19 protein-coding genes and 2 rRNA genes are annotated in these 21,333 nt (G+C 70.6%); 18 read left to right on the forward strand and 3 right to left on the reverse strand.

The genetic code is table 11. From position 1 onward, the window contains the following. Window positions 1-84: 84 nt before the first annotated feature. Window positions 85-3,208: ribosomal RNA gene (locus tag BA062_RS24125) — 23S ribosomal RNA — on the forward strand. A 79-nt stretch (window positions 3,209-3,287) separates the two neighbouring features. Next, window positions 3,288-3,404, forward strand: a 5S ribosomal RNA gene (rrf, locus tag BA062_RS24130). A 442-nt stretch (window positions 3,405-3,846) separates the two neighbouring features. On the opposite strand, the gene BA062_RS41020 is transcribed toward rrf, so the two are convergent. Next, the gene (locus BA062_RS41020) at window positions 3,847-4,353 is read right to left on the reverse strand and encodes a hypothetical protein (protein ID WP_281271655.1); all 507 of its coding nucleotides are present in this window, start codon (window positions 4,351-4,353) and stop codon (window positions 3,847-3,849) included. Window positions 4,354-4,470: 117 nt separating this feature from the next. On the opposite strand from BA062_RS41020, the gene BA062_RS41025 reads away from it, so the two are divergent. The 8 genes from BA062_RS41025 (at window position 4,471) to BA062_RS24170 (ending at window position 12,282) form a co-directional block, all read left to right on the forward strand. After that, window positions 4,471-5,175, forward strand: a complete 705-nt coding sequence (locus BA062_RS41025) for a tetratricopeptide repeat protein (protein ID WP_281271656.1) — start codon at window positions 4,471-4,473, stop codon at window positions 5,173-5,175. Further along, window positions 5,168-6,166 carry an HAD-IIA family hydrolase gene (locus tag BA062_RS24140; protein ID WP_110340524.1) on the forward strand — a complete coding sequence of 333 codons (999 nt, stop codon included), beginning with the start codon at window positions 5,168-5,170 and terminating at the stop codon, window positions 6,164-6,166. The genes BA062_RS41025 and BA062_RS24140 overlap by 8 nt, the downstream gene beginning before the upstream one ends. A gap of 52 nt (window positions 6,167-6,218) precedes the next feature. Next, entirely contained in the window at window positions 6,219-6,434 is a 216-nt protein-coding gene (locus tag BA062_RS24145; RefSeq protein WP_110340526.1) for a hypothetical protein, read from the forward strand. Window positions 6,435-6,436: 2 nt separating this feature from the next. Further along, on the forward strand, window positions 6,437-7,252 hold the full coding sequence (locus BA062_RS24150; protein ID WP_110340528.1) for a TlyA family RNA methyltransferase: 816 nt from the start codon (window positions 6,437-6,439) through the stop codon (window positions 7,250-7,252). Continuing rightward, window positions 7,249-8,196, forward strand: a complete 948-nt coding sequence (locus BA062_RS24155; RefSeq protein ID WP_110340530.1) for an NAD kinase — start codon at window positions 7,249-7,251, stop codon at window positions 8,194-8,196. Before BA062_RS24150 ends, BA062_RS24155 begins: the two co-directional genes overlap by 4 nt. A 42-nt stretch (window positions 8,197-8,238) precedes the next feature. Then, entirely contained in the window at window positions 8,239-10,056 is a 1,818-nt protein-coding gene (gene recN / locus BA062_RS24160; protein WP_210406982.1) for a DNA repair protein RecN, read from the forward strand. Between the two features lie 97 nt (window positions 10,057-10,153). Next, window positions 10,154-11,338: a putative cytokinetic ring protein SteA gene (gene steA, locus BA062_RS24165; RefSeq protein ID WP_110340532.1), complete on the forward strand. Its 1,185-nt coding sequence runs from the start codon at window positions 10,154-10,156 to the stop codon at window positions 11,336-11,338. Further along, window positions 11,335-12,282, forward strand: a complete 948-nt coding sequence (locus BA062_RS24170) for a copper transporter (RefSeq protein ID WP_110340534.1) — start codon at window positions 11,335-11,337, stop codon at window positions 12,280-12,282. The genes steA and BA062_RS24170 overlap by 4 nt, the downstream gene beginning before the upstream one ends. A 7-nt stretch (window positions 12,283-12,289) precedes the next feature. Here BA062_RS24170 and aroA read toward each other — a convergent pair whose 3' ends face one another. Beyond that, window positions 12,290-13,564, reverse strand: coding sequence for a 3-phosphoshikimate 1-carboxyvinyltransferase (gene aroA, locus BA062_RS24175; protein WP_110340536.1), 1,275 nt, complete (start codon window positions 13,562-13,564; stop codon window positions 12,290-12,292). A gap of 85 nt (window positions 13,565-13,649) precedes the next feature. Here aroA and BA062_RS24180 point away from each other — a divergent pair, with 85 nt between their 5' ends. Together BA062_RS24180 and BA062_RS24185 are read left to right on the forward strand one after the other, a co-directional pair. Next, window positions 13,650-15,353: a CTP synthase gene (locus BA062_RS24180; RefSeq protein WP_110340538.1), complete on the forward strand. Its 1,704-nt coding sequence runs from the start codon at window positions 13,650-13,652 to the stop codon at window positions 15,351-15,353. Then, window positions 15,350-15,976 carry an NUDIX domain-containing protein gene (locus tag BA062_RS24185; RefSeq protein WP_110340540.1) on the forward strand — a complete coding sequence of 209 codons (627 nt, stop codon included), beginning with the start codon at window positions 15,350-15,352 and terminating at the stop codon, window positions 15,974-15,976. The genes BA062_RS24180 and BA062_RS24185 overlap by 4 nt, the downstream gene beginning before the upstream one ends. 28 nt (window positions 15,977-16,004) lie before the next feature. Here the strand turns inward: BA062_RS24185 and BA062_RS24190 are convergent, their stop codons facing one another. After that, window positions 16,005-16,490: a DUF1707 domain-containing protein gene (locus BA062_RS24190; RefSeq protein WP_110340542.1), complete on the reverse strand. Its 486-nt coding sequence runs from the start codon at window positions 16,488-16,490 to the stop codon at window positions 16,005-16,007. Between the two features lie 49 nt (window positions 16,491-16,539). Between BA062_RS24190 and xerD the strand changes: the two genes are divergently transcribed. The 6 genes from xerD to BA062_RS24220 all read left to right on the forward strand — a co-directional run bounded on the left by xerD (window position 16,540) and on the right by BA062_RS24220 (window position 21,332). Beyond that, window positions 16,540-17,475: a site-specific tyrosine recombinase XerD gene (gene xerD, locus BA062_RS24195; RefSeq protein ID WP_425452945.1), complete on the forward strand. Its 936-nt coding sequence runs from the start codon at window positions 16,540-16,542 to the stop codon at window positions 17,473-17,475. Between the two features lie 103 nt (window positions 17,476-17,578). After that, complete coding sequence (locus tag BA062_RS24200) at window positions 17,579-18,544, forward strand: ParA family protein (protein ID WP_110340546.1); 966 nt, start codon at window positions 17,579-17,581, stop codon at window positions 18,542-18,544. Next, the gene (locus tag BA062_RS24205) at window positions 18,541-18,996 is read left to right on the forward strand and encodes a cobyrinic acid ac-diamide synthase (RefSeq protein ID WP_110340548.1); all 456 of its coding nucleotides are present in this window, start codon (window positions 18,541-18,543) and stop codon (window positions 18,994-18,996) included. Before BA062_RS24200 ends, BA062_RS24205 begins: the two co-directional genes overlap by 4 nt. Beyond that, window positions 18,996-19,871: a segregation and condensation protein A gene (locus tag BA062_RS24210; protein WP_110340550.1), complete on the forward strand. Its 876-nt coding sequence runs from the start codon at window positions 18,996-18,998 to the stop codon at window positions 19,869-19,871. The genes BA062_RS24205 and BA062_RS24210 overlap by 1 nt, the downstream gene beginning before the upstream one ends. Then, a complete protein-coding gene (scpB, locus tag BA062_RS24215; protein ID WP_342768950.1) occupies window positions 19,868-20,602 on the forward strand; it encodes an SMC-Scp complex subunit ScpB in 735 nt (244 codons plus the stop codon). The genes BA062_RS24210 and scpB overlap by 4 nt, the downstream gene beginning before the upstream one ends. Continuing rightward, window positions 20,592-21,332 (forward strand): pseudouridine synthase, encoded by a 741-nt coding sequence (locus BA062_RS24220; RefSeq protein ID WP_110340552.1) that lies wholly within the window; start codon window positions 20,592-20,594, stop codon window positions 21,330-21,332. The genes scpB and BA062_RS24220 overlap by 11 nt, the downstream gene beginning before the upstream one ends. Window position 21,333 lies beyond the last annotated feature (1 nt).

Raw genomic sequence — 21,333 nt, forward strand, 5'->3', positions numbered from 1 at the left:
CACACTGTTGGGTCCTGAGGCAGCACGGTGGTGTTGTTTCGGTGTGGTGTTTGAGAATTGTAGAGTGAGTGCGAGCATCTTTGTGGTCAAGTTGTGTAGGGCACATGGTGGATGTCTGGGCACTAGGGGCCGATGAAGGACGTGGGAGGCTGCGATAAGCCTCGGGGAGCTGTCAACCGAGCTGTGATCCGAGGGTGTCCGAATGGGGTAACCCGGCACCTGTTATGAGGTGTCACCCGCACCTGAATGTATAGGGTGTGTGGAGGGAACGCGGGGAAGTGAAACATCTCAGTACCCGTAGGAAGAGAAAACAAGTGTGATTCCGTGAGTAGTGGCGAGCGAAAGCGGAGGAGGCTAAACCGTGCGCATGTCAAGCTGTCAGGTGTTGTGTGTGCGGGGTTGTGGGACCTGTCGTCCAGGGGCTGACACTTCTGGCGCTGATACACATGGTTAGTGGAACCGCTTGGGATGGCGGGCCGGAGTGGGTGAGAGTCCCGTACGCGAAAACTGTGTTGTGTTGGTGTGATGGTGTTCCCGAGTAGCAGCGAGCTCGTGGAATTTGCTGTGAATCTGCCGGGACCACCCGGTAAGCCTAAATACTTCCTGGTGACCGATAGCGGACGAGTACCGTGAGGGAAAGATGAAAAGTACCCCGGGAGGGGAGTGAAAGAGTACCTGAAACCGTGTGCCTGCAAGCCGTCAGAGCAGCGCTGGTCGTTGTGATGGCGTGCCTTTTGAAGAATGAGCCTGCGAGTTCGTGCTGCGTGGCGAGGTTAACCCGTGTGGGGTAGCCGTAGCGAAAGCGAGTCTGAAGAGGGCGTGTTAGTTGCGTGGTCGAGACCCGAAGCGGGGTGATCTACCCATGGCCAGGCTGAAGCGCCGGTAAGACGGCGTGGAGGGCCGAACCCACCAGGGTTGAAAACCTGGGGGATGAGTTGTGGGTAGGGGTGAAAGGCCAATCAAACTCCGTGATAGCTGGTTCTCCCCGAAATGCATTTAGGTGCAGCGTCGTATGTTTCACACCTGGGGTAGAGCTACTGGGTGGCCTAGGGGCCTTACCGGGTTACCGAAGTCAACCAAACTCCGAATACGGGTGTGTGAGAGTGCGGCAGTGAGACGGCGGGGGATAAGCTTCGTCGTCGAGAGGGAAACAGCCCAGAACGCCAGCTAAGGCCCCTAAGTGTGTGCTCAGTGGGAAAGGATGTGGAGTCGCTGAGACAACCAGGAGGTTGGCTTAGAAGCAGCCATCCTTGAAAGAGTGCGTAATAGCTCACTGGTCAAGTGGTTCTGCGCCGACAATGTAGCGGGGCTTAAGCACACCGCCGAAGCTGTGTCACTCACACAGGAGATCCGCTCCTCTCTTTGGGAGGGGGGTGTAGTCGTGTGGGTGGGTAGGGGAGCGTCCTGCATCCAGGGAAGCGGCCGCGTGAGCGAGTCGTGGAGGGTGTGGGAGTGAGAATGCAGGCATGAGTAGCGAATGCAGAGTGAGAATCTCTGCCGCCGGATGACCAAGGGTTCCTGGGCCAGGTTGTTCCGCCCAGGGTAAGTCGGGACCTAAGGCGAGGCCGACAGGCGTAGTCGATGGACAACGGGTTGATATTCCCGTACCCGCGTGTGTGCGTCCCTGGCGAGGCAGGGGATACTAACCACCCGAGCCGTATCATGACTCTTCGGAGTTGTGGTGTTGGTGAGCGTGGGGCCTGATCCTGTAGTAGTCAAGCGATGGGGTGACGCAGGAAGGTAGCCCCGCCAGTCAGTGGTGATACTGGTGTAAGCGTGTGGCCCGTCTGGTAGGTAAATCCGCCAGGCATGAAGGGTGAGGCGTGATGCGTAGCCGTTTGTGGTGAAGTAGGGTGATCCTCTGCTGCCGAGAAAAGCCTCTAGCGAGTGCATGTGTGGCCCGTACCCCAAACCGACACAGGTGGTCAGGTAGAGAATACTAAGGCGATCGGGTGAACTGTGGTTAAGGAACTCGGCAAATTGCCCCCGTAACTTCGGGAGAAGGGGGGCCAAGCCTGCTGAAGCCTTTTTCGGGCTAGGTGGGAGTGGCCGCAGAGACCAGCGGAAAGCGACTGTTTACTAAAAACACAGGTCCATGCGAAGACGCAAGTCGATGTATATGGACTGACGCCTGCCCGGTGCTGGAACGTTAAGAGGACCGGTTAACTCCTTTCGGGGGGTGAAGCTGAGAATTTAAGCGCCAGTAAACGGCGGTGGTAACTATAACCATCCTAAGGTAGCGAAATTCCTTGTCGGGTAAGTTCCGACCTGCACGAATGGCGTAACGACTTTCCGGCTGTCTCAACCACAGGCCCGGCGAAATTGCACTACGAGTAAAGATGCTCGTTTCGCGCGGCAGGACGGAAAGACCCCGGGACCTTTACTATAGCTTGGTATTGGTTTTCGGTTCGGCTTGTGTAGGATAGGTGGGAGACTGTGAAGCTGGCACGCTAGTGTTGGTGGAGTCGTTGTTGAAATACCACTCTGGTCGTGCTGGGAATCTAACTTCGGACCGTGATCCGGTTCAGGGACAGTGCCTGGTGGGTAGTTTAACTGGGGCGGTTGCCTCCTAAAGGGTAACGGAGGCGCCCAAAGGTTCCCTCAGCCTGGTTGGCAATCAGGTGTTGAGTGTAAGTGCACAAGGGAGCTTGACTGTGAGACTGACGGGTCGAGCAGGTACGAAAGTAGGGACTAGTGATCCGGCACCTCCTGGTGGAAGGGGTGTCGCTCAACGGATAAAAGGTACCCCGGGGATAACAGGCTGATCTTGCCCAAGAGTCCATATCGACGGCATGGTTTGGCACCTCGATGTCGGCTCGTCGCATCCTGGGGCCGGAGTAGGTCCCAAGGGTTGGGCTGTTCGCCCATTAAAGCGGCACGCGAGCTGGGTTTAGAACGTCGTGAGACAGTTCGGTCCCTATCCGCCGCGCGCGTAGGAGACTTGCGGAAGGCTGTCCCTAGTACGAGAGGACCGGGACGGACGAACCTCTGGTATGCCAGTTGTCACGCCAGTGGCATGGCTGGTTGGCTACGTTCGGAAGGGATAACCGCTGAAGGCATCTAAGCGGGAAGCCTGTTCCTAGATGAGGTCTCCCACCCCTTTGTGGGTTAAGGCTCCCAGTAGACCACTGGGTTGATAGGCCAGACATGGACGCACGGTAACGTGTTTTTGAGTGGACTGGTACTAATCGGCCGAGGACTTGCCTACAAAGGTGCTACGCACTCACTCTACGATTCTGAAACACCACACGCATGTGATATGTGGATAGTGATGGTTTCACCAGTGTTTCGGTGGTTATAGCGGTGGGGTCACGCCCGGTCCCATTCCGAACCCGGAAGCTAAGCCCACCAGCGCCGATGGTACTGCACCCGTGGGGGTGTGGGAGAGTAGGACACCGCCGAACTTAACTTACGGAGGCCCGTTAGGGTTGGTCTGCTGGCCACCCTAACGGGCCTTCAGCATGTCTACGTTCATAGTGCAGAAGCAGTTCAGTAGGAGGACACGTGTCCGAGTTCGGTCGACGCGGCTCACGGGACGACGGCGAGTCCGCTCGACCGCAGCGCCGGAATGAGGGCAACCGCGGCTCGTACCGCAACGACCGGGAGGGACGGCCGAACCGCGGCGGGGACTTCCGCCGCGACGACCGGCCCCGCAGGGAGCGAGACGACCGCCCACGGGGCAAGGGTTCCTTCCGCGAGGACCGTCCGTACCGGGATCGCGACGACCGCGGCCGGGGCGAGCGTTCCTACCGGGACCGCAACGACCGCCCCTACCGGGACGACCGTCCGCGCCGCGACGATCGCGGGCGCGGCGGTGACCGCCCGTACCGGGATCGCGACGATCGTTCACGTGGTGACCGGCCCTTCCGCGATCGGGACGACCGTGGGCGTGGCGGTGACCGGCCGTTCCGGGACCGGGACGACCGTGGGCGTGGCGGTGACCGGTCCTTCCGCGATCGGGACGACCGTGGGCGTGGCGGTGACCGGCCGTTCCGGGACCGGGACGACCGTGGACGTGGCGGCGACCGCTCCTTCCACGACCGCGGCGATCGGCCCCGCGGCGGTGACCGGCCGTTCCGCGACCGCGATGACCGTGGGCGTGGCGGTGACCGGCCGTTCCGGGACCGGGACGACCGTGGACGTGGCGGCGACCGCTCCTTCCACGACCGCGGCGATCGGCCCCGCGGCGGTGACCGGCCGTTCCGCGACCGCGATGACCGTGGACGCGGTGGCGACCGGCCGTTCCGCGACCGCGATGACCGTGGACGTGGCGGCGACCGGCCGTTCCGCGACCGGGACGACCGTGGACGTGGCGGTGACCGGCCCTTCCGCGACCGGGACGACCGGCCTCATGGCAAGAGCGACCGGCCCCGGCGGGACCGCGACGACCGGCCGGCGCGAACGGAGCGCCCGCGCCGCGACGACCGGCCACAGCGCGAGAACCGGCCCCCTGCCGAGTCCACGCCGCGCGTGGAACGCAGCGACGAGGCCGTGGCGCGCGAGCTGCTCGAAGCCCCCGAACTGCCCGAGGGCATCGACTACGCCGACCTCGACCCCGAGGCCCGGCGGGAGCTGCGCTCGTTGCCGAAGGAGCTCGCCGAGCGCATCGGCAGGCACCTCGTCGCGGCCGGGACGCTGATCGACGAGGACCCCGAGGCCGCGCTCGCACACGCGAAGTACGCCAAGTCGAAGGCCTCCCGCATCCCCGTGGTGCGCGAGGCGGCCGGGCTCGCCGCCTACCACGCCGGCAAGTGGTCGGAGGCCTTGTCGGAGCTGCGGGCCGTGCGGCGGATGACGCGCACCGACGCGCACGTCGCCGTGATCGCCGACGCCGAGCGCGCGATGGGCCGCCCCGAGCGGGCACTCGACATCGCCAAGGAAACCGACACCGCGAGCCTGCCGAAGGAGGTCTCGATCGAGCTGAAGATCGTCGCGGCCGGGGCCCGGCGCGACCTCGGCCAGCTCGACGCCGCCGTCGTGGCGCTCCAGGGCGACGACCTCGACCCCAAGCGCAGGCAGCCGTGGAGCGCGCGCCTCTTCTACGCCTACGCGGACAACCTCGCCGCGGCGGGCCGCGCCGAGGAGGCCGTGCGCTGGTTCCTCCACGCCGCCGACGCCGACTCCGAGGAGGAGACCGACGCGGCCGAGCGAGCGGCGGAGCTGGCCGGTGACTGACGGCGCGCTGCTCGACCGCCACGACGCCGTCCTGCTCGACCTCGACGGCACCGTCTACCACGGCGTGCGGCCGATCCCGCACGCCGCGGAGGCGATCGGCCGCGCCCGCGACCGGGGCACGTCCATTCGGTTCGTCACCAACAACGCCTCCAAGGCACCCGAGGCGGTGGCCGAGCACCTGAAGTCGCTCGGCGTCGTCGCCGAACCCGGCGAGGTCCTCACCAGCGCGCAGGCCGCGGCGCGGGTGCTCCGCGACCACCTGCCCGAGGGCGCGGCCGTGCTCGTGGTGGGCGCCGGTTCGCTCGCCGCCGAGGTCGACGGCGGAGGGCTGCGCTCGGTCCGCAAGGCCGACGCCGGCGTCGCCGCCGTGGTGCAGGGCCACTCGCCCAAGACCGGCTGGGCCGACCTCGCCGAGGCGTGCGTCGCCATCCGCGAGGGCGCCCTGTGGGTCGCCTGCAACGCCGACGCCACCCTGCCCACGGAACGCGGCCTGCTGCCCGGCAACGGCGCCATGGTCGCCGCGCTGAAGGCGGCGACCGACCGCGCGCCGATCGTCGCGGGCAAGCCGGAACCGCCGTTGTTCCGCACGGCCGCCGAGTCGGCGCGCGCGACCGCCCCGCTCGTGGTCGGCGACCGGCTCGACACCGACATCGCGGGTGCGGTGGCCGCGGGCGTCGACTCGCTCGTGGTGCTGACCGGGGTCGCCACCCCGGTCAGCCTGCTCGCCGCGATCCCCGCCGAACGCCCGCGCTACCTCGCCGCCGACCTCACGGGTCTCGACGGCAAGGCCGACGAGCTGGAGATCGGTCCCCGGCCCGGCTGGCGCGCCGAGGCCCGCGACGGCGAGCTGGTGGTCACGAGAGACGGCGGCCACGACGGTCTCGACCTGCTGCGGGCGCTGTGCGACGCGGCGTGGCGCCACGGCGTGACCACCGTGCGTGCCGGCGACGGCCAGGCCGCCACCGCGCTCGGCGACCTCGGACTGGGCTGAACTGCTCCGTACGCCTCCGCCGTCGCGCCACCGGATCGGATAGCGTTGAGGCGTGCAGGAACACACGAACCCCGTACCGCGCCCGGTCCCGGGGCCGCCGCCCGGCATGGCGCCGGCGCCGCAGGAGACCGACCCGAGGGCCGGCATCGAGGAGGCCATCGCCGGGCTCGACGAGCTCGACGACCTGCCCCCGGCCGAGCACGTCGAGCGCTTCGACGCGGTGCACACGGAGCTGGCCGTGGCGCTGTCCAGCATCGACAAGGTCTAGCGGTGCCTCGCAGGGCCCGCCTGGACGCCGAGCTCGTCCGCCGAGGGCTCGCCCGGTCCAGGGAACACGCCAGCTCCCTCATCGGTGAGGGCAAGGTGACCGTGCGCGGCATGGTCGCCCGCAAACCGGCCACGAGCGTCGAGGCCGACGCCGCGATCGTCGTGCGCACCGCCGACGACCCCGGCTGGGCCTCCCGCGGTGCCCACAAGCTGCTCGGCGCGCTCAGCGCGTTCGAGGCGGCGGGGCTGACCGTGGAGGGCAGGCGCTGTCTCGACGCGGGAGCCTCCACCGGCGGGTTCACCGACGTGCTGCTGCGCAGGGGCGCGCGCACGGTGGTCGCCGCCGACGTCGGGCGCGGCCTGCTCGACTGGCGGCTGCGGACCGACGACCGCGTGGTGGTGCTGGACAAGACCAACGTCCGCAACCTCACCCCGGAGCAGCTCGGCGGCCAGGTCGACCTCGTCGTCGCCGACCTCTCGTTCATCTCGCTGAAGCTCGTGCTGCCCGCGCTCGCCGCGTGCGCGGGCGAGGGAGCCGACCTGCTGCCCATGGTCAAACCGCAGTTCGAGGTCGGCAAGGAGCGCCTCGGCAGCGGCGGCGTGGTCCGCGACCCGGAGCTGAGGGCCGACGCCGTGCTGGGCGTGCTCACCGAGGCCAAGGGCCTCGGGCTCAGTGCGCGCGGCGTGGTCGCGAGCCCGCTGCCCGGCCCATCGGGCAACGTCGAGTACTTCGCGTGGCTGCGCCGAGCCGACCCCGGGGAGGACGCGGCCGACCCCGGCGAACTGGTCCGCACCGCCGTCCGGGAAGGCCCGTCGTGACCGAAGCGTGCGAAACGCGCGAAGTGCTCCTGGTCGTGCATCCCGACCGGGAGGCCACGAGGAGCGCCGCCAGGGAGGTCGCCGTCCGGCTCGCCGAGGCCGGGATGTGGCTGCGGGTGATCGACGAGGAGGTGCTGCGGCTCGTCGAACCCGAGGACCACGACATGCCGTGCACCGTCGTCGCCCCCGAGGACAACCCCGCCAAGGGCGTCGAACTGGTGCTCGTGCTGGGCGGCGACGGGACGCTGCTGCGGGCCGCCGAGCTCGCCAGGCCGGCCGGGGTGCCCGTGCTCGGGGTCAACCTGGGGCGCGTCGGGTTCCTCACCGAGGCCGAGTCCGACGCGGTCGCCGCCACCGTCGACCGCGTGGTCACCGGCCGGTACCGCATCGAGGAGCGCATGACGATCGACGTCACCGTGACCCTCGGCGGCAAGGTCGTCGCCGAGACGTGGGCGCTCAACGAGGCGAGCGTGGAGAAGGCCTCGCGGGAACGGGTTCTCGACGCGCTCATCGAGGTCGACGGCAGGCCCGTGTCGTCGTTCGGCTGCGACGGCGTGCTGTGCTCGACCCCGACCGGCTCCACGGCGTACGCGTTCTCGGCGGGCGGACCGGTGGTGTGGCCGGACGTGGAGGCCCTGCTGGTGGTGCCGAGCAACGCGCACGCGATGTTCTCCCGCCCGCTCGTGGTCTCGCGCTCGTCGGTGATCACGGTGCAGGTCGACCCCGACGGCTCGCCCGCGGTGCTGACCTGCGACGGACTGCGCCACGTCGAGCTGGAGCCGGGTGCGCGCGTGCAGGTGGTCGCGGGATCGGTGCCGGTCCGGCTGGTGCACCTGTGGGACGGCCCGTTCACCGACCGGCTCGTGCACAAGTTCGCGCTGCCGGTGAAGAGCTGGCGGGAGCGGCACGACCGCAGGGGCAGCCGCGGCACCGAACCTTCTTGACCGAGTCACCCGGATGTCGGTGGTGGCCGCTACGGTGGTGGCGTGCTGGCCGAGATGCGAATCCAGGGCCTCGGGGTCATCGAGGACGCCCTGCTCGAACTGCACCCGGGATTCACCGTGGTCACCGGGGAGACCGGTGCGGGCAAGACCATGGTCGTCACCGGGTTGCACCTGCTCTCGGGTGGCCGCGCGGAGGCGTCGAAGGTCCGGACCGGCACCGGGAAGGCCACCGTCGAGGGCCGCTTCGAGAACGTGACCGCCGAGCAGGCGACGAAGATCGTCACGGACGCCGGGGCCGATGTCGACGAGGACGGCAGTGTCATCGCGCTGCGGTCGGTGAACGCCGACGGGCGCTCCCGCGCACACCTCGGCGGGCGTTCGGTGCCGGTCGGCGTGCTCGCCGACCTGTCCGAGCAGCTGCTCGCCGTGCACGGGCAGAACGACCAGCTGCGGCTGCTGCGCCCCGCCGAACAGCGCGCGGTGATCGACCGCTTCGCCGGTGAGGCCGTCGCCGCTCCGCTCGCCGAGTACCGGCGCGTGCGCGAGGACTGGATCGCCGTGGCCACGGAGCTGCGGGAGCGCTCGAGCCGCTCGCGCGAGCTGGCCCAGCAGGCCGACATGCTGCGGCACGGGCTCACCGAGATCGAGGCCGTCGACCCCGCGCCCGGCGAGGACGCCGAGCTGACCGAGCAGGTCAAGCGGCTCGCCGCGATCGACGAGCTGCGGGAGGCGGCGAGCGCGGCGAGCGTCGCCGTGTCGGGCTCCGCCGAGGGCGACCCCGACGTGCCCGGTGCCCTCGGGCTGCTCGCCGAGGCCCGGCGCAGGCTCACCGCGGCCGAGGACGCCGCGCTGTCCGACCTCGAGCCACGGCTCGCCGAGGCGTCCGTGCTGCTCGGCGACGTCGGCGCCGAGCTGACCGCCTACCTGGAGTCGCTGGACGCCGATCCCGAGCGACTCGAACAGATCCTGGCCAGGCAGGCCGAGCTGAAGAAGCTGACCCGCAAGTACGCGGCCGACGTCGACGGCGTGCTCGCGTGGGCGGAGGACGCCCGCGCCCGCCTGGAGACCATGGACACCTCCGACGAGGCACTCGCCCAGCTCGCGGCGCGCCGGGACGAGCTGGCCGCCGAGCTGGCCGGGCACGCCGCGGACGTGTCGGCCGCCCGCACGGCGGCGGCGCGGGAGCTGGCCGGGGAGATCACCGCCGAGCTGGCCGGGCTGGCGATGGGGCAGGCCGAGATCGAGATCACCGTCAGCGCCAGGCAGGCCGAGTCCGGCGACCCGCAGGAGCTGAAGGTCGGCGGTCAGGTCGTGCACGCGGGCCCGGACGGTGTCGACGAGGTGGAGCTGCTGCTCAAGGCCCACAACGGCGCGCCGCCGCTGCCGGTGCACAAGGCCGCCTCCGGTGGTGAGCTGTCCCGCGTCATGCTCGCGATCGAGGTGGTGCTCGCCCACGCCGACACGGTCGGCACACTCGTCTTCGACGAGGTGGACGCCGGCGTCGGTGGGCGGGCCGCCGTGGAGATCGGCAGGCGGCTCGCGAAGCTCGCGCGCAGCCACCAGGTCCTCGTGGTCACCCACCTGCCCCAGGTCGCCGCGTTCGCCGACCGGCACCTCGTGGTGGACAAGGGCACCTCGGGCGGCGTCACCCGCAGCGGCGTCACCGTGCTCGCCCAGTCCGATCGCGTTGCGGAACTGGCGCGGATGCTCGCCGGTCTCGACGGCACCGAAACGGGTCGCGCGCACGCCGAGGAACTACTCAACGCGGCCGAGAATTTCAAAAAGACACCCGAACCGGTGACGGCTTCGCGTTCGGGCAAGGGGGCCAAGAAGAAGCCGGGGAGCAAAAAGAACTCCTGATCGCCCGCTGTGGAGCACGACACAGTGCCTCGTAAAGGGCGGCTTCCGCCCGGTGTGTCGGCGGAGTTTTCGCGCGCCCGTTTGTCACTATCGCCTCATGAAACTCACCGGTCTGCTCGCACGAACCAAGGAGGCGCTGCCCGGCGTGAGTGGAGTCGCCCGGGTCGATCGGCGCACCCGGGATCTGCTGCGCAGGCTCGGACCCGGTGAGATCGCGGTGCTGGACCAAGTCGACCTCGACCGGGCCACCGCGGACGCGCTGGTGGAGGCAGGCGTCGCCGCCGTCGTCAACGCGGCACCGTCCATTTCGGGCAGGTTCCCCAACCTCGGGCCGGAAATCCTTGTCGCCGAGGGCATCCCGCTGATCGACAACGTCGGCGGCGAGGTACTGCGGCGCATCAAGGACGGCAGCCGCGTGCGGATCCACGAGGGCGTCGTCTACTCCGGCGAGCGCAGGGTCGGCTCGGGCACCGTGCAGACCAGCGAGAGCGTCGCCGACCAGATGATCGAGGCCAAGGCCGGGATGTCCACGCAGCTGGAGGCGTTCTCGGCCAACACCATCGAGTTCCTGCGCAGGGAACGCACGCTCATCCTCGACGGCGTCGGCGTCCCCGAGCTGCGGATCTCGTTGCGCGACCGGCACGTCGTGGTGGTCGCGCCCGGCAACGGGCACGCGGAGGACCTGCGCGGGCTGAAGAAGTACATCGCCGAGCACCGGCCGGTGCTCATCGGCGTCGACTCGGCCGCCGACACGCTGCGCGCCCACGGCTACACGCCCGACGTCATCGTCGGCGACCCGAGCGGGATCGAGGCCGCGACGCTCAAGGCGGGCGGCGAGGTCGTGGTCCCCGCGCAGCCGGACGGACACGCGCCCGGCGTCGAGCGCATCCAGGACCTCGGCATCGGCGCGGTGACGTTCCCCGCGTCGGGCAACGCCGAGGACCTCGCGCTGCTGCTGGCCGACACCCACGACGCGAGCCTCGTGGTGACGGTCGGTTTCCAGGCCACGCTGCGGGAGTTCCTCGACCACGGCCGCTCCGGCTCCAACCCGTCGACGTTCCTCACGCGGCTCAAGCTCGGCACGAAGCTGGTGGACGGCAAGGCCGTCGCGACACTGCACCGCAGCCGCGTGTCGGTGGGCGCCGTCGTGCTGCTCGTGCTCGCCGCGCTGGTGGTGGTGATCGCCGCGCTGCTGGTGTCCGACGTCGGCGGCGTCTACCTCGACTGGGTGCGCGACACCTGGAATTCCTTCACAAGCTGGGTCAAGGGGCTCTTCACGTGATTTCTCTGCGGTACCACATCGTCTCGATCGCGGCGGCCTTCCTCGCGCTCGCGATCGGTGTCGTGCTCGGTTCGACCGCGCTGAACGGCTCGCTGCTATCCGGCCTCAACGACGAGAAGGGCGACCTGGCCACGCAGGTCAGCGACCTCGAGGCCGAGCGCAACGCGCTCAACGCGCGGCTGGCCGACGCGGACGCGTTCGCCGGCTCCGTCGGCGGCAAGGTGGTGGCGGGCTCACTCGACAAGCGCTCGGTGGTGCTCGTGACCACGGCCGACGCCCGGCCCGCCGACCGCGACGCGCTCAAGGAGCTCGTCGGCAAGGCGGGCGCGTCGGTGACCGGCGAGGTGCAGCTCACCGACTCCTTCGCCGACCCGGCCAAGGCCGACCAGCTGCGCGAGGTCGTGACGCGGTTGCAGCCCGCGGGCGCGCAGTTCCCGACCGCCGGTGACCCCGGCACGCTCGCCGGTGCGCTGCTCGGTTCCGTGCTGCTCCTGGACAAGAACTCCGCCGAGCCCCAGTCGTCCGACGCCGAGCTGGCCGCCGCGCTGGCCGGCCTGACCGACGGCGGCTTCGTGCGGCCCAGCCAGAACGTGCGCCCCGCGCAGCTCGCGGTGGTGCTCACCGGCGGCAAGGCCGCGGGCGACGGCGCCGGGGACAGGGCCGCGACGCTCGCGCGCTTCGCCGCCCAGCTCGACCGCTCCGGCGCGGGCACGGTGCTCGCGGGCGACCCGTCGTCGGCGGAAGGGGCCGGCGCCGTCGGCGTCGCCCGCGCCGACACGTCCATGACCTCGGTGCTGTCCACTGTGGACAACGTCAACACGGCGGCGGGCCGCGTGGTGACGATCCTGGCGCTGCGTGAGCAGCTCGAGGGCAATTCGGGCCGCTACGGCGTGGCAGGCAACGCGCAGGGTCCCGCTCCCGGCGTCGACCAGCAGGGCCAGTAGCCGGACCTCAGGCGGGGTTCAGCAACCCGTCCCAGGCCTCGACGAACCCGGGGAACGTCTTGCCGACGGTCGCCGGGTTCTCCACCTCGACGCCCGCGACGCGCAGGCCCAGCACGGCGCCCGCCATCACCAGCCGGTGGTCGTCGTAGGTGTGGAAGACGCCGCCGTGCAGCGGCACCGGGCGGATGCGCAGGCCGTCCTCGGTCTCGGTGACGTCGCCGCCGAGCGCCGTGAGCTCCGCGGCGAGCGCCGCCAGCCGGTCGGTCTCGTGCCCCCGCAGGTGGGCGACCCCGGAGATGACCGACGGCCCGTCCGCGAAACACAGCAGCGCCGCGATCACCGGGGTCAGCTCGCCGACCTCGTGCAGGTCCAGCGTCGCGCCCGGCAGCCTGCCCGTGCCCGTGACCGTCAGCCCGGTGCCGTCGAGCGTCACGTCGGCGCCCAGCTCGCGCACGAGGCTGCGCAGCCAGTCGCCGGGCTGCGTCGTCTCGGCGGGCCAGCCCGCGACCCGCACGGTGCCGCCCGCCACGAGCGGGGCCACCACGAACGGAGCCGCCGTCGACAGATCCGGCTCCACGGTGTAGTCGGCCAGCGACAGCGAGGCGGCGGGCACGTGGAACTCGTCCAGGTGCCGCTCCGGGGCCGCGCCGAAGCGGCGCAGCATGTCCAGCGTCATCGCGATGTGCGGCTCGCTCGGTGGCTTGCCCACCAGCCGCACCGTGACCCCGGACTCGAACGCGGGGGCCGCGAGCAGCAGCGCGGACAGGAACTGGCTCGACGCGGAGGAATCGAGCTCGACGGTGCCACCGCGCAGCGCCCCGTGCCCGCGCACGGTGAACGGCGGGGCGCCCCGGCCCTCGTCGTCGAGGTCGGCGCCGAGCGCGCGCAGCGCCGTCAGCAGCGGCGAGAGCGGGCGGCGGCGGATCGCGGGGTCGCCGTCGAAACGCACCGTGCGGGCCCCGAGAGCCGCCAGCGGCGGCGTGAACCGGGCCACCGTGCCCGCGTTGCCCAGCGCGATGGCGACCTCGCCCTCACCCGGGGTGAGCGGCTGCACGCGCACGCCGTCGGCCGTGTGCTCCGAGGTGGCCCCCAGCTCGCCCAGCGCCGCGAGCATGAGCCGCGCATCGCGCGAGTCGAGCGGCGCGCGCACGAGCGTCGGCCGGGCCGACAGCGCGGCGAGCACATAGGCGCGATTGGTGATCGACTTCGACCCCGGGACGCGGATCGTGGCGTCGACCTTGTCCTCGGCAACCGGCGCTGTCCAGGAGTTTCGCTCGGGCACGCCACCACTGTGGCACAGCGCCCGCCACGCGGTGCGGGTGAGGCTTGCGGCGCGTTCCCGGCGAGGTGCGATAAGGTGGAAGCCCGTGGGACTTCAGCCGCGGACAACCAAGTACGTTTTCGTCACCGGAGGCGTCGCCTCCTCTCTGGGTAAGGGGCTCACGGCGTCCAGCCTGGGTCAGCTCCTCACCGCTCGTGGTCTCCGGGTCACGATGCAGAAGCTCGACCCCTACCTCAACGTCGACCCCGGGACGATGAACCCGTTCCAGCACGGCGAGGTCTTCGTCACCGAGGACGGCGCCGAGACCGACCTCGACATCGGTCACTACGAGCGGTTCCTCGACCGCGATCTGTCCGGTTCGGCGAACGTGACCACCGGCCAGGTGTACTCGACGGTGATCGCCAAGGAGCGCAGGGGCGAGTACCTCGGCGACACCGTGCAGGTGATCCCGCACATCACCGACGAGATCAAGACGCGCATCATGGCCGTCGCCGAGTCGGACGGCACCGGGCTGCGTCCCGACGTGGTGATCACGGAGGTCGGCGGCACGGTGGGCGACATCGAGTCGCTGCCGTTCCTCGAGGCCTGCCGTCAGGTCCGCCACGACGTCGGCAGGGACAACTGCTTCTTCCTGCACGTGTCGCTCGTGCCCTACCTCGCGCCGTCCGGCGAGCTGAAGACCAAGCCCACGCAGCACTCCGTCGCGGCACTGCGCAACATCGGCATCCAGCCCGACGCGCTCGTCTGCCGCGCCGACCGCGACCTGTCCGAGGACCTCAAGCGCAAGATCGGCCTGATGTGCGATGTGGACACCGAGGCCGTGATCGCCTGCCCCGACGCCCGCTCGATCTACGACATTCCCAAGGTGCTGCACGGCGAGGCCCTCGATGCGTACGTGGTGCGGCGGCTCGGGCTGCCGTTCCGGGACGTCGACTGGACGGTGTGGGGCGACCTGCTCGAGCGTGTGCACAACCCCACCGAGACCGTGCGGATCGCCCTCGTCGGCAAGTACATCGACCTGCCGGACGCGTACCTGTCGGTGACCGAGGCCCTGCGCGCGGGCGGCTTCGCCCACCGCGCCAAGGTGGAGATCGTGTGGGTGCCCTCCGACGAGGCGACCACCCCGGCCGGTGCCGCGGCCGCGCTGTCCGGTGTGGACGGTGTGCTGATCCCCGGCGGGTTCGGCGTGCGCGGCATCGAGGGCAAGATCGGCGCGATCCAGTACGCGCGCACCCGCAAGATCCCGGTGCTGGGCCTGTGCCTGGGGCTGCAGTGCATGGTGATCGAGACGGCACGGCACCTCGCCGGCATCGCCGACGCCAACTCGGCCGAGTTCGACGAGACCACGGCCAACCCGGTGATCTCGACGATGGCCGATCAGAAGGACGTCGTCGCCGGCGACCGTGACATGGGCGGCACGATGCGGCTGGGCGCCTATCCGGCGAAGCTGCTGCCGGGCTCGCAGGTCGCGGAGGCATACGGCACGCGCGAGGTCTCCGAACGGCACCGCCACCGCTACGAGGTCAACAACGCCTACCGCAAGCGGCTCTCCGACGCCGGCCTGGTGTTCTCCGGGCTCTCGCCCGACGACCGGCTCGTCGAGTTCGTGGAGCTGCCCAAGGAGGAGCACCCGTTCTTCGTGGGCACGCAGGCGCACCCTGAGCTCAAGAGCAGGCCGACCCGGCCGCACCCGCTGTTCGACGCGTTCGTGCGCGCGGTCGTGGAGTACCGCACCGCCGAGCGGCTGCCCGTCGAGCTGCCCGAGACCTCGTCCGTGGGCGCGCGATGAGCGAGCCCGGCTCGCACGAGTTCACCGTGGTGTCCTCTGAGTACATCCACATCGGACGCGTCGTGGGCCTGCGGGTGGACGAGATCGTGATGCCCGGCGGTGGCACCGCGCGCAGGGAGGTCGTGGAGCACCTCGGGGCCGTCGCGGTGTGCGCGGTGGACGACGACGGGGCCGTGACGCTGGTGCACCAGTACCGGCACCCGCTGCGCGACCGGCTGTGGGAGCTGCCCGCCGGCCTGCTCGACAAGGACGGCGAGGACCCGCTCGACACGGCGGCCCGCGAGCTCGTTGAGGAGGCCGGGCTCGCCGCGGGGCGCTGGGACACCCTCGTGGACGTGGCCGCCTCGCCCGGCTTCACCGACGAGGTCGTGCGCGTGTACCTCGCGCGCGACCTCACCGCCGTGCCCCGCGAGATGCACGGCGACGAGGAGGCCGACCTGGTGATCACCACGGTGCCGCTCGCGGAGGCCGTGCGGATGGCGCTCGCGGGCGACATCGTCAACGGCGCGACGGTGGCCGGGGTGCTCGCCGCGCACGCGGTGCTCACCGGGGTGGAGCAGGCGCGCCCGGCGCGGACGCCGTGGCGGGACCGGCCGACGACCTTCGCGGCCCGGCTGCGTTAGGTCGTGTCTGCCGGTCCTGTGCCGTGCGCTAGTCGCGCAAGGGGCGGCCTTTGCCGTCGCAGCCGCCGTTGACCAGGAGCAGAATGCCGTCGATCAGCGGCCACAGCGCCCCGGCGCCGAGCGTGAAGAGGGTGACGAGGAGCTGGGCGACCGCCATGCTGGTGTGCCCGGTGTAGAACCGGCCCGTGCCCACGGGGATCAGGATCTGCAGCACACCGGCGACGATGCGCGACTTCTCGGACCGCTCCAGCTCGGTGGCGGGCGGGGCGTAGGGCAGCGCGTAGGCGCGGGGCTCCAGCGGCGGCAGCAGGTACACCGGCCGGGGCGCGGGCAGGTCCGTGAACAGGGGACGGATGTCGGCCCTGGTGTGCGCGGCCAGCGCGGTGGCGACGCGCTCCTCGTACTCCGCGGAGGTGAGCCTGCCGTCGGAGAAGTGGTCGCCGAGCAGGCGGCAGGCCTCTTCGCGCTCGGCGGTGCCGATGCGCAGGATCTCCGAATCGGGATCGCCCGGCATGTTCCCACGTTACCGGAGCCGGAGGGGGGCGGGCGTCTACAGTGACCGCGTGGTGACCTCGGACGGCGCGTCGGTGACCAGGGTCGTGGCCGCGTATCTCGACCACCTCGTCGTCGAGCGCGGCACCGCGCCCAACACCGTCGAGTCCTACGCGCGGGACCTCCGCCGCTACGCCGCCCACCTCGAACGGGCCGGTGTCACCGACTTGTCCTCGGTGGAACCCGGGCACGTCACGGCGTTCGGCGTGGCACTGCGCGAGGGCGACGGCGAGCACCGCCCGCTGGCGGCGTCGTCGGCGGCCAGGGCGCTCGTGGCCGTGCGCGGCCTGCATCGCTTCGCCCACGCCGACGGGCTGACCGGGCACAACCCCGCGCGCGACGTCAAACCGCCAGCCCCGGCGCGGCGGCTGCCCAAGGCGCTGCCGGTGCACGACGTGCTGCGCCTGCTCGACATGCCGACCGCCGAGGGGGTGCGTCCGCTGCGCGACCGCGCGCTGCTGGAGCTGCTGTACTCCACCGGCGCGCGCATCTCCGAGGCCGTCGGACTCGACCTCGACGACCTCGACGGCGAGGAGCGCACCGTGCTGCTCGACGGCAAGGGCGGGCACCAGCGGCTCGTGCCGGTGGGCCGCCCCGCGCTGGACGCCGTCAACGCCTACCTGGTGCGGGCGCGGCCCGTGCTCGCGAGCCGGGGGCGGGGGACCGCGGCGGTGTTCCTCAACTCGCGCGGCGGCAGGCTGTCGCGGCAGAGCGCGTGGCAGGTGCTCAAGACCAACGCCGAGCGGGCAGGCCTCGCCGCGACGGTCTCGCCGCACACCCTGCGGCACTCCTTCGCGACGCATCTGCTCGAAGGCGGCGCCGACGTGCGGGTGGTGCAGGAACTGCTGGGGCACGCGTCGGTCACGACCACGCAGGTTTACACTCTGGTAACGGTGAACACTCTGCGTGAGGTCTACGCGACCGCCCATCCCCGGGCGCTCGGCTGACCGGCGGAAGTACTCCGTTCGCGCCCGGCGAGCCGCATTGCTGGTGCTCCACGTGCCCGAATAGGCTGGCGCCGTCCATGGCCGAACGAGGAGCTTTCGCCATATGTCGACATCCCAGCAACCGACAAGGCGCGTTCCGGACGATCTCAGCCGGGTGAGCATCGCGACCGAGACCGGCGGCGATAGTGGGGAGTACGACGTGACCGCGGCGGAGGAGCCGAACGGCAAGGACGCCAAGAACAAGCTCGGTCCGACCGGCCGTCCGCGCCGGGAGATCCCCGAGCCGCCGCTGCTGGAGAGGCACGGGCCCGCCAGGGTCGTTGCGATGTGCAACCAGAAGGGCGGCGTCGGCAAGACCACCTCCACCATCAACCTCGGCGCCGCGCTGGCCGAGTACGGCAGGCGCGTGCTGCTCGTGGACTTCGACCCGCAGGGTGCCCTCTCGGTCGGCCTCGGCATCCAGCCGCACGAGCTGGACCAGACCGTCTACAACGTGATCATGGAACGCTCGGTGGACATCGAGGGCGTCGTCCGCAAGACCCGGGTCGAGAACGTGGACCTGCTGCCGAGCAACATCGACCTCTCGGCGGCCGAGGTGCAGCTCGTCGCCGAGGTGGGCCGTGAGCACACGTTGCTGAGGGTGCTGAGACCGGTGATGGACCAGTACGACTATGTTCTAGTCGACTGTCAGCCGTCGCTCGGGCTGCTCACCGTCAACGCGCTCACCGCGGCCGACGGCGTGATCATCCCGCTGGAGTGCGAGTTCTTCAGTTTGCGCGGTGTGGCGTTGCTCATCGACACCATCGAGAAGGTGCGCGAGCGGCTCAACCCCAAACTGGACATCACCGGGATTCTCGCCACCATGTTCGATCCGAGAACCCTGCATTCGAAGGAGGTCATGGCGCGCGTGGTGGAGGCATTCGGGGACACCGTGTTCGACACGGTGATCAACCGCACCGTGCGATTCCCAGAGACCACTGTGGCCGGCGAGCCGATCACTCGCTGGGCTCCCCGGTCGGCCGGCGCGACGGCGTACCGCGCGCTGGCGCGCGAGGTGATCGCTCGGTGAGCAGGCGAGCTTCCCTGCCCGGCGCGTCAGAGCTCTTCCGCAGGACCAGCAGCCCCGTGTTCGCGGACACCCCCGTGGTGGCCGACCCCGCGCCGGCGGGCAACGGGCACGCCGGCTCCCACTCCACCGGCAACGGCAACGGCGGCGCCGAGGGCACCGGGTCGGGGCGTGGCGAGCGGCAGCTCGCCCGGTCGGCCACGGCCCGGCGCGGCTCCGGCAGGCAGAAACACGACGCCAAGATCACGGTGTACGTCTCCGGCGAGGAGCTGCTCGCGATGGAGCACGCCCGGCTGACGCTGCGCGGCTCGCACGACCTCGCGGTGGACCGGGGCCGGATCGTCCGCGAGGCGGTGGCGGTGCTGCTCGCCGACTTCGACCAGCACGGCGAGGACTCGGTGCTGGTGCGACGGTTGCGCGACGGCCAGCTCACCGCCGAGGAAGCCGCGAACTGATGGACGAGGGGGCCCCGCCCCAGCCGGCCCCCGAGGTGCCCGTTCCGGAGACACCCGAGGAGGGCGGCTCGGCGTCCCGGTTCAAGGTGCGCCTCGCCAACTTCGAGGGGCCGTTCGACCTGCTGCTGCAGCTGATCTCGCAGCACCAGCTCGACGTCACCGAGGTGGCGCTGCACCAGGTCACGGACGACTTCATCGCCTACACGCGCGCGCTGGGCGCCGAGTGGGACCTCGACGAGGTCACCGAGTTCCTCGTGATCGCGGCGACGCTGCTCGACCTCAAAGCGGCCAGGCTGCTGCCCGCGGGCGACGTCGAGGACGAGGACGACCTGGCGCTGCTGGAGGCCAGGGACCTGCTGTTCGCGCGCGTGCTGCAGTACCGCGCGTACAAGCAGGTGGCGGCGCTGTTCGCCGAGCTGGAGGCCGGTGCCCTGCGGCGTTACCCTCGGTCGGTGGCGCTGGAGGAGCGCTACCTCGGGCTGCTGCCCGAGGTGATGCTCGGCGTCACGCCGGAGCGATTCGCCGACCTCGCGCTCACGGTGTTCAAGCCCAAGCCGCCGCCCACCGTGTCGCTGGACCACATCCACGCGGGCAAGGTGTCGGTGCGGGAGCACGCGGCCGTGCTGCGGATGCGGCTGGCCGAGACGGGCCGCGCGACGTTCGGCGAGCTGGTCTCCGACTGTGAGCACACGATCGAGGTGGTGGCCCGCTTCCTGGCGCTGCTGGAGCTGTACCGCGAGTCGTCGGTGCAGTTCGAGCAGGCCGAGGCGCTCGCGGAGCTGCACGTGCGCTGGACCGGCGGGGACGTCGAGGAGGCCGCCGCCGAGGCGGAACGCGATCGCGCCGCCGCCGCCGACGACGAGGAGTACGGGTGAGTGAGCCAGACGCCGAGCAGGTGACGACCGAGGCGCAACCGCGGCCGGAGCCGGAGCCGCGCCCGGACCCGGCGCCCGAGCCGGAGGCGGTGCCCTTGGACGCCGAGGACGACAGCGAAGGCGAGGACGGGGGCGACCCCGGCGACACGAGCCTCGTGGCCGTCGCCGCCGACCGGAGCCTGCCCGACCTGACCTCGTACGACGCGCTGGTCTCCGCGCTCGAGGCGCTGCTGCTCGTGGTAGACACGCCCGTGGACGAGGAGGTGCTCGCGGGAGCCGTGGACCAGCCCGTCGAGCGCGTCACCGAGACGCTGCGGTCGATGGCGGGCGACTACACCGACCGGGCCAGCGGCATCGACCTGCGCCGCGTCGGCGAGGGCTGGCGGTTCTACACGCGCGACACCTACGCGCCGTTCGTGGAGAAGATGCTGCTCGACGGGCAGCGCTCGAAGCTGACGAGGGCGGCGCTGGAGACGCTGGCCGTGATCGCCTACCGGCAGCCGGTCACGCGCTCGCGCGTCGCGGCCGTGCGCGGCGTGAACGTCGACGGCGTGATCCGCACGCTCGTCGCGCGCGGGCTCATCGAGGAGTCCGGCGCCGACCCCGAGACCGGTGGCACGCTGTACGTGACGACCGAACTGTTCCTGGAGCGGTTGGGGCTGTCGTCGCTGAACGACCTGCCGCCGATCGCCCCCCTGCTCCCCGAGGTGGACTCCATCGATGAAATCTGACCAGCCCGAAGGCGTGCGCCTGCAGAAGGTGCTCGCGCAGGCGGGCGTCGCGTCGCGGCGCGCGTCCGAGGACCTGATCGCGCGCGGCCGGGTGAGCGTCAACGGCGAGGTCGTGCGCGAGCAGGGCCGCCGCGTCGACCCGGACACCGCCGTGATCCACGTCGACGGCCTGCGCGTGATCCTGCGCGACGACCTCGTGTACTTCGCGTTCAACAAGCCCAAGGGCGTGCACAGCACCATGACCGACGACCAGGGCAGGCCCTGCGTCGGGGACTACGTGCGCGAACGGCGCGAGCGGCTCTTCCACGTCGGCAGGCTCGACGCCGAGACCGAGGGCCTGCTCCTGCTGACCAACGACGGCGACCTCGCGCACCGGCTCATGCACCCGTCGTTCCACGTCCCCAAGACCTACCTCGCCGAGGTCGACGGCACCGTCCCGCGCGGGCTCGGCAAGCGGTTGCGCGCCGGTGTCGAGCTCGACGACGGGCCCGCGAAGGCCGACGAGTTCCGCGTGAAGGACGTCCGGCCCGGCCGCACGCTCGTCGAGATCGTGCTGCACGAGGGCCGCAAGCACATCGTGCGCCGCCTGCTCGCCGAGGTCGGCCACCCGGTGCGCAAGCTCGTGCGCACGGCCGTGGGCGACGTGCAGCTCGGCAACGTGAAGCAGGGCGCGCTGCGGCCGCTGAACCGCGCCGAGATCGGCGGCCTCTACCGCATGGTGGACCTCTAGA

The sequence above is a fragment of the Prauserella flavalba genome (assembly GCF_003202235.1).
Classification (GTDB): domain Bacteria; phylum Actinomycetota; class Actinomycetes; order Mycobacteriales; family Pseudonocardiaceae; genus Prauserella_A; species Prauserella_A flavalba.

Coding starts and splice junctions, on each gene's coding strand:
- BA062_RS41020 (WP_281271655.1), bottom strand. CDS start 4,353: ATGAGGCCGGTCGTCCCGGTCGCGGAAGGGCCGGTCACCGCCACGTCC.
- steA (WP_110340532.1), top strand. CDS start 10,154: ATGAAACTCACCGGTCTGCTCGCACGAACCAAGGAGGCGCTGCCCGGC.
- BA062_RS24185 (WP_110340540.1), top strand. CDS start 15,350: ATGAGCGAGCCCGGCTCGCACGAGTTCACCGTGGTGTCCTCTGAGTAC.
- BA062_RS24190 (WP_110340542.1), bottom strand. CDS start 16,490: ATGCCGGGCGATCCCGATTCGGAGATCCTGCGCATCGGCACCGCCGAG.
- BA062_RS24200 (WP_110340546.1), top strand. CDS start 17,579: ATGTCGACATCCCAGCAACCGACAAGGCGCGTTCCGGACGATCTCAGC.
- BA062_RS24210 (WP_110340550.1), top strand. CDS start 18,996: ATGGACGAGGGGGCCCCGCCCCAGCCGGCCCCCGAGGTGCCCGTTCCG.
- BA062_RS24220 (WP_110340552.1), top strand. CDS start 20,592: ATGAAATCTGACCAGCCCGAAGGCGTGCGCCTGCAGAAGGTGCTCGCG.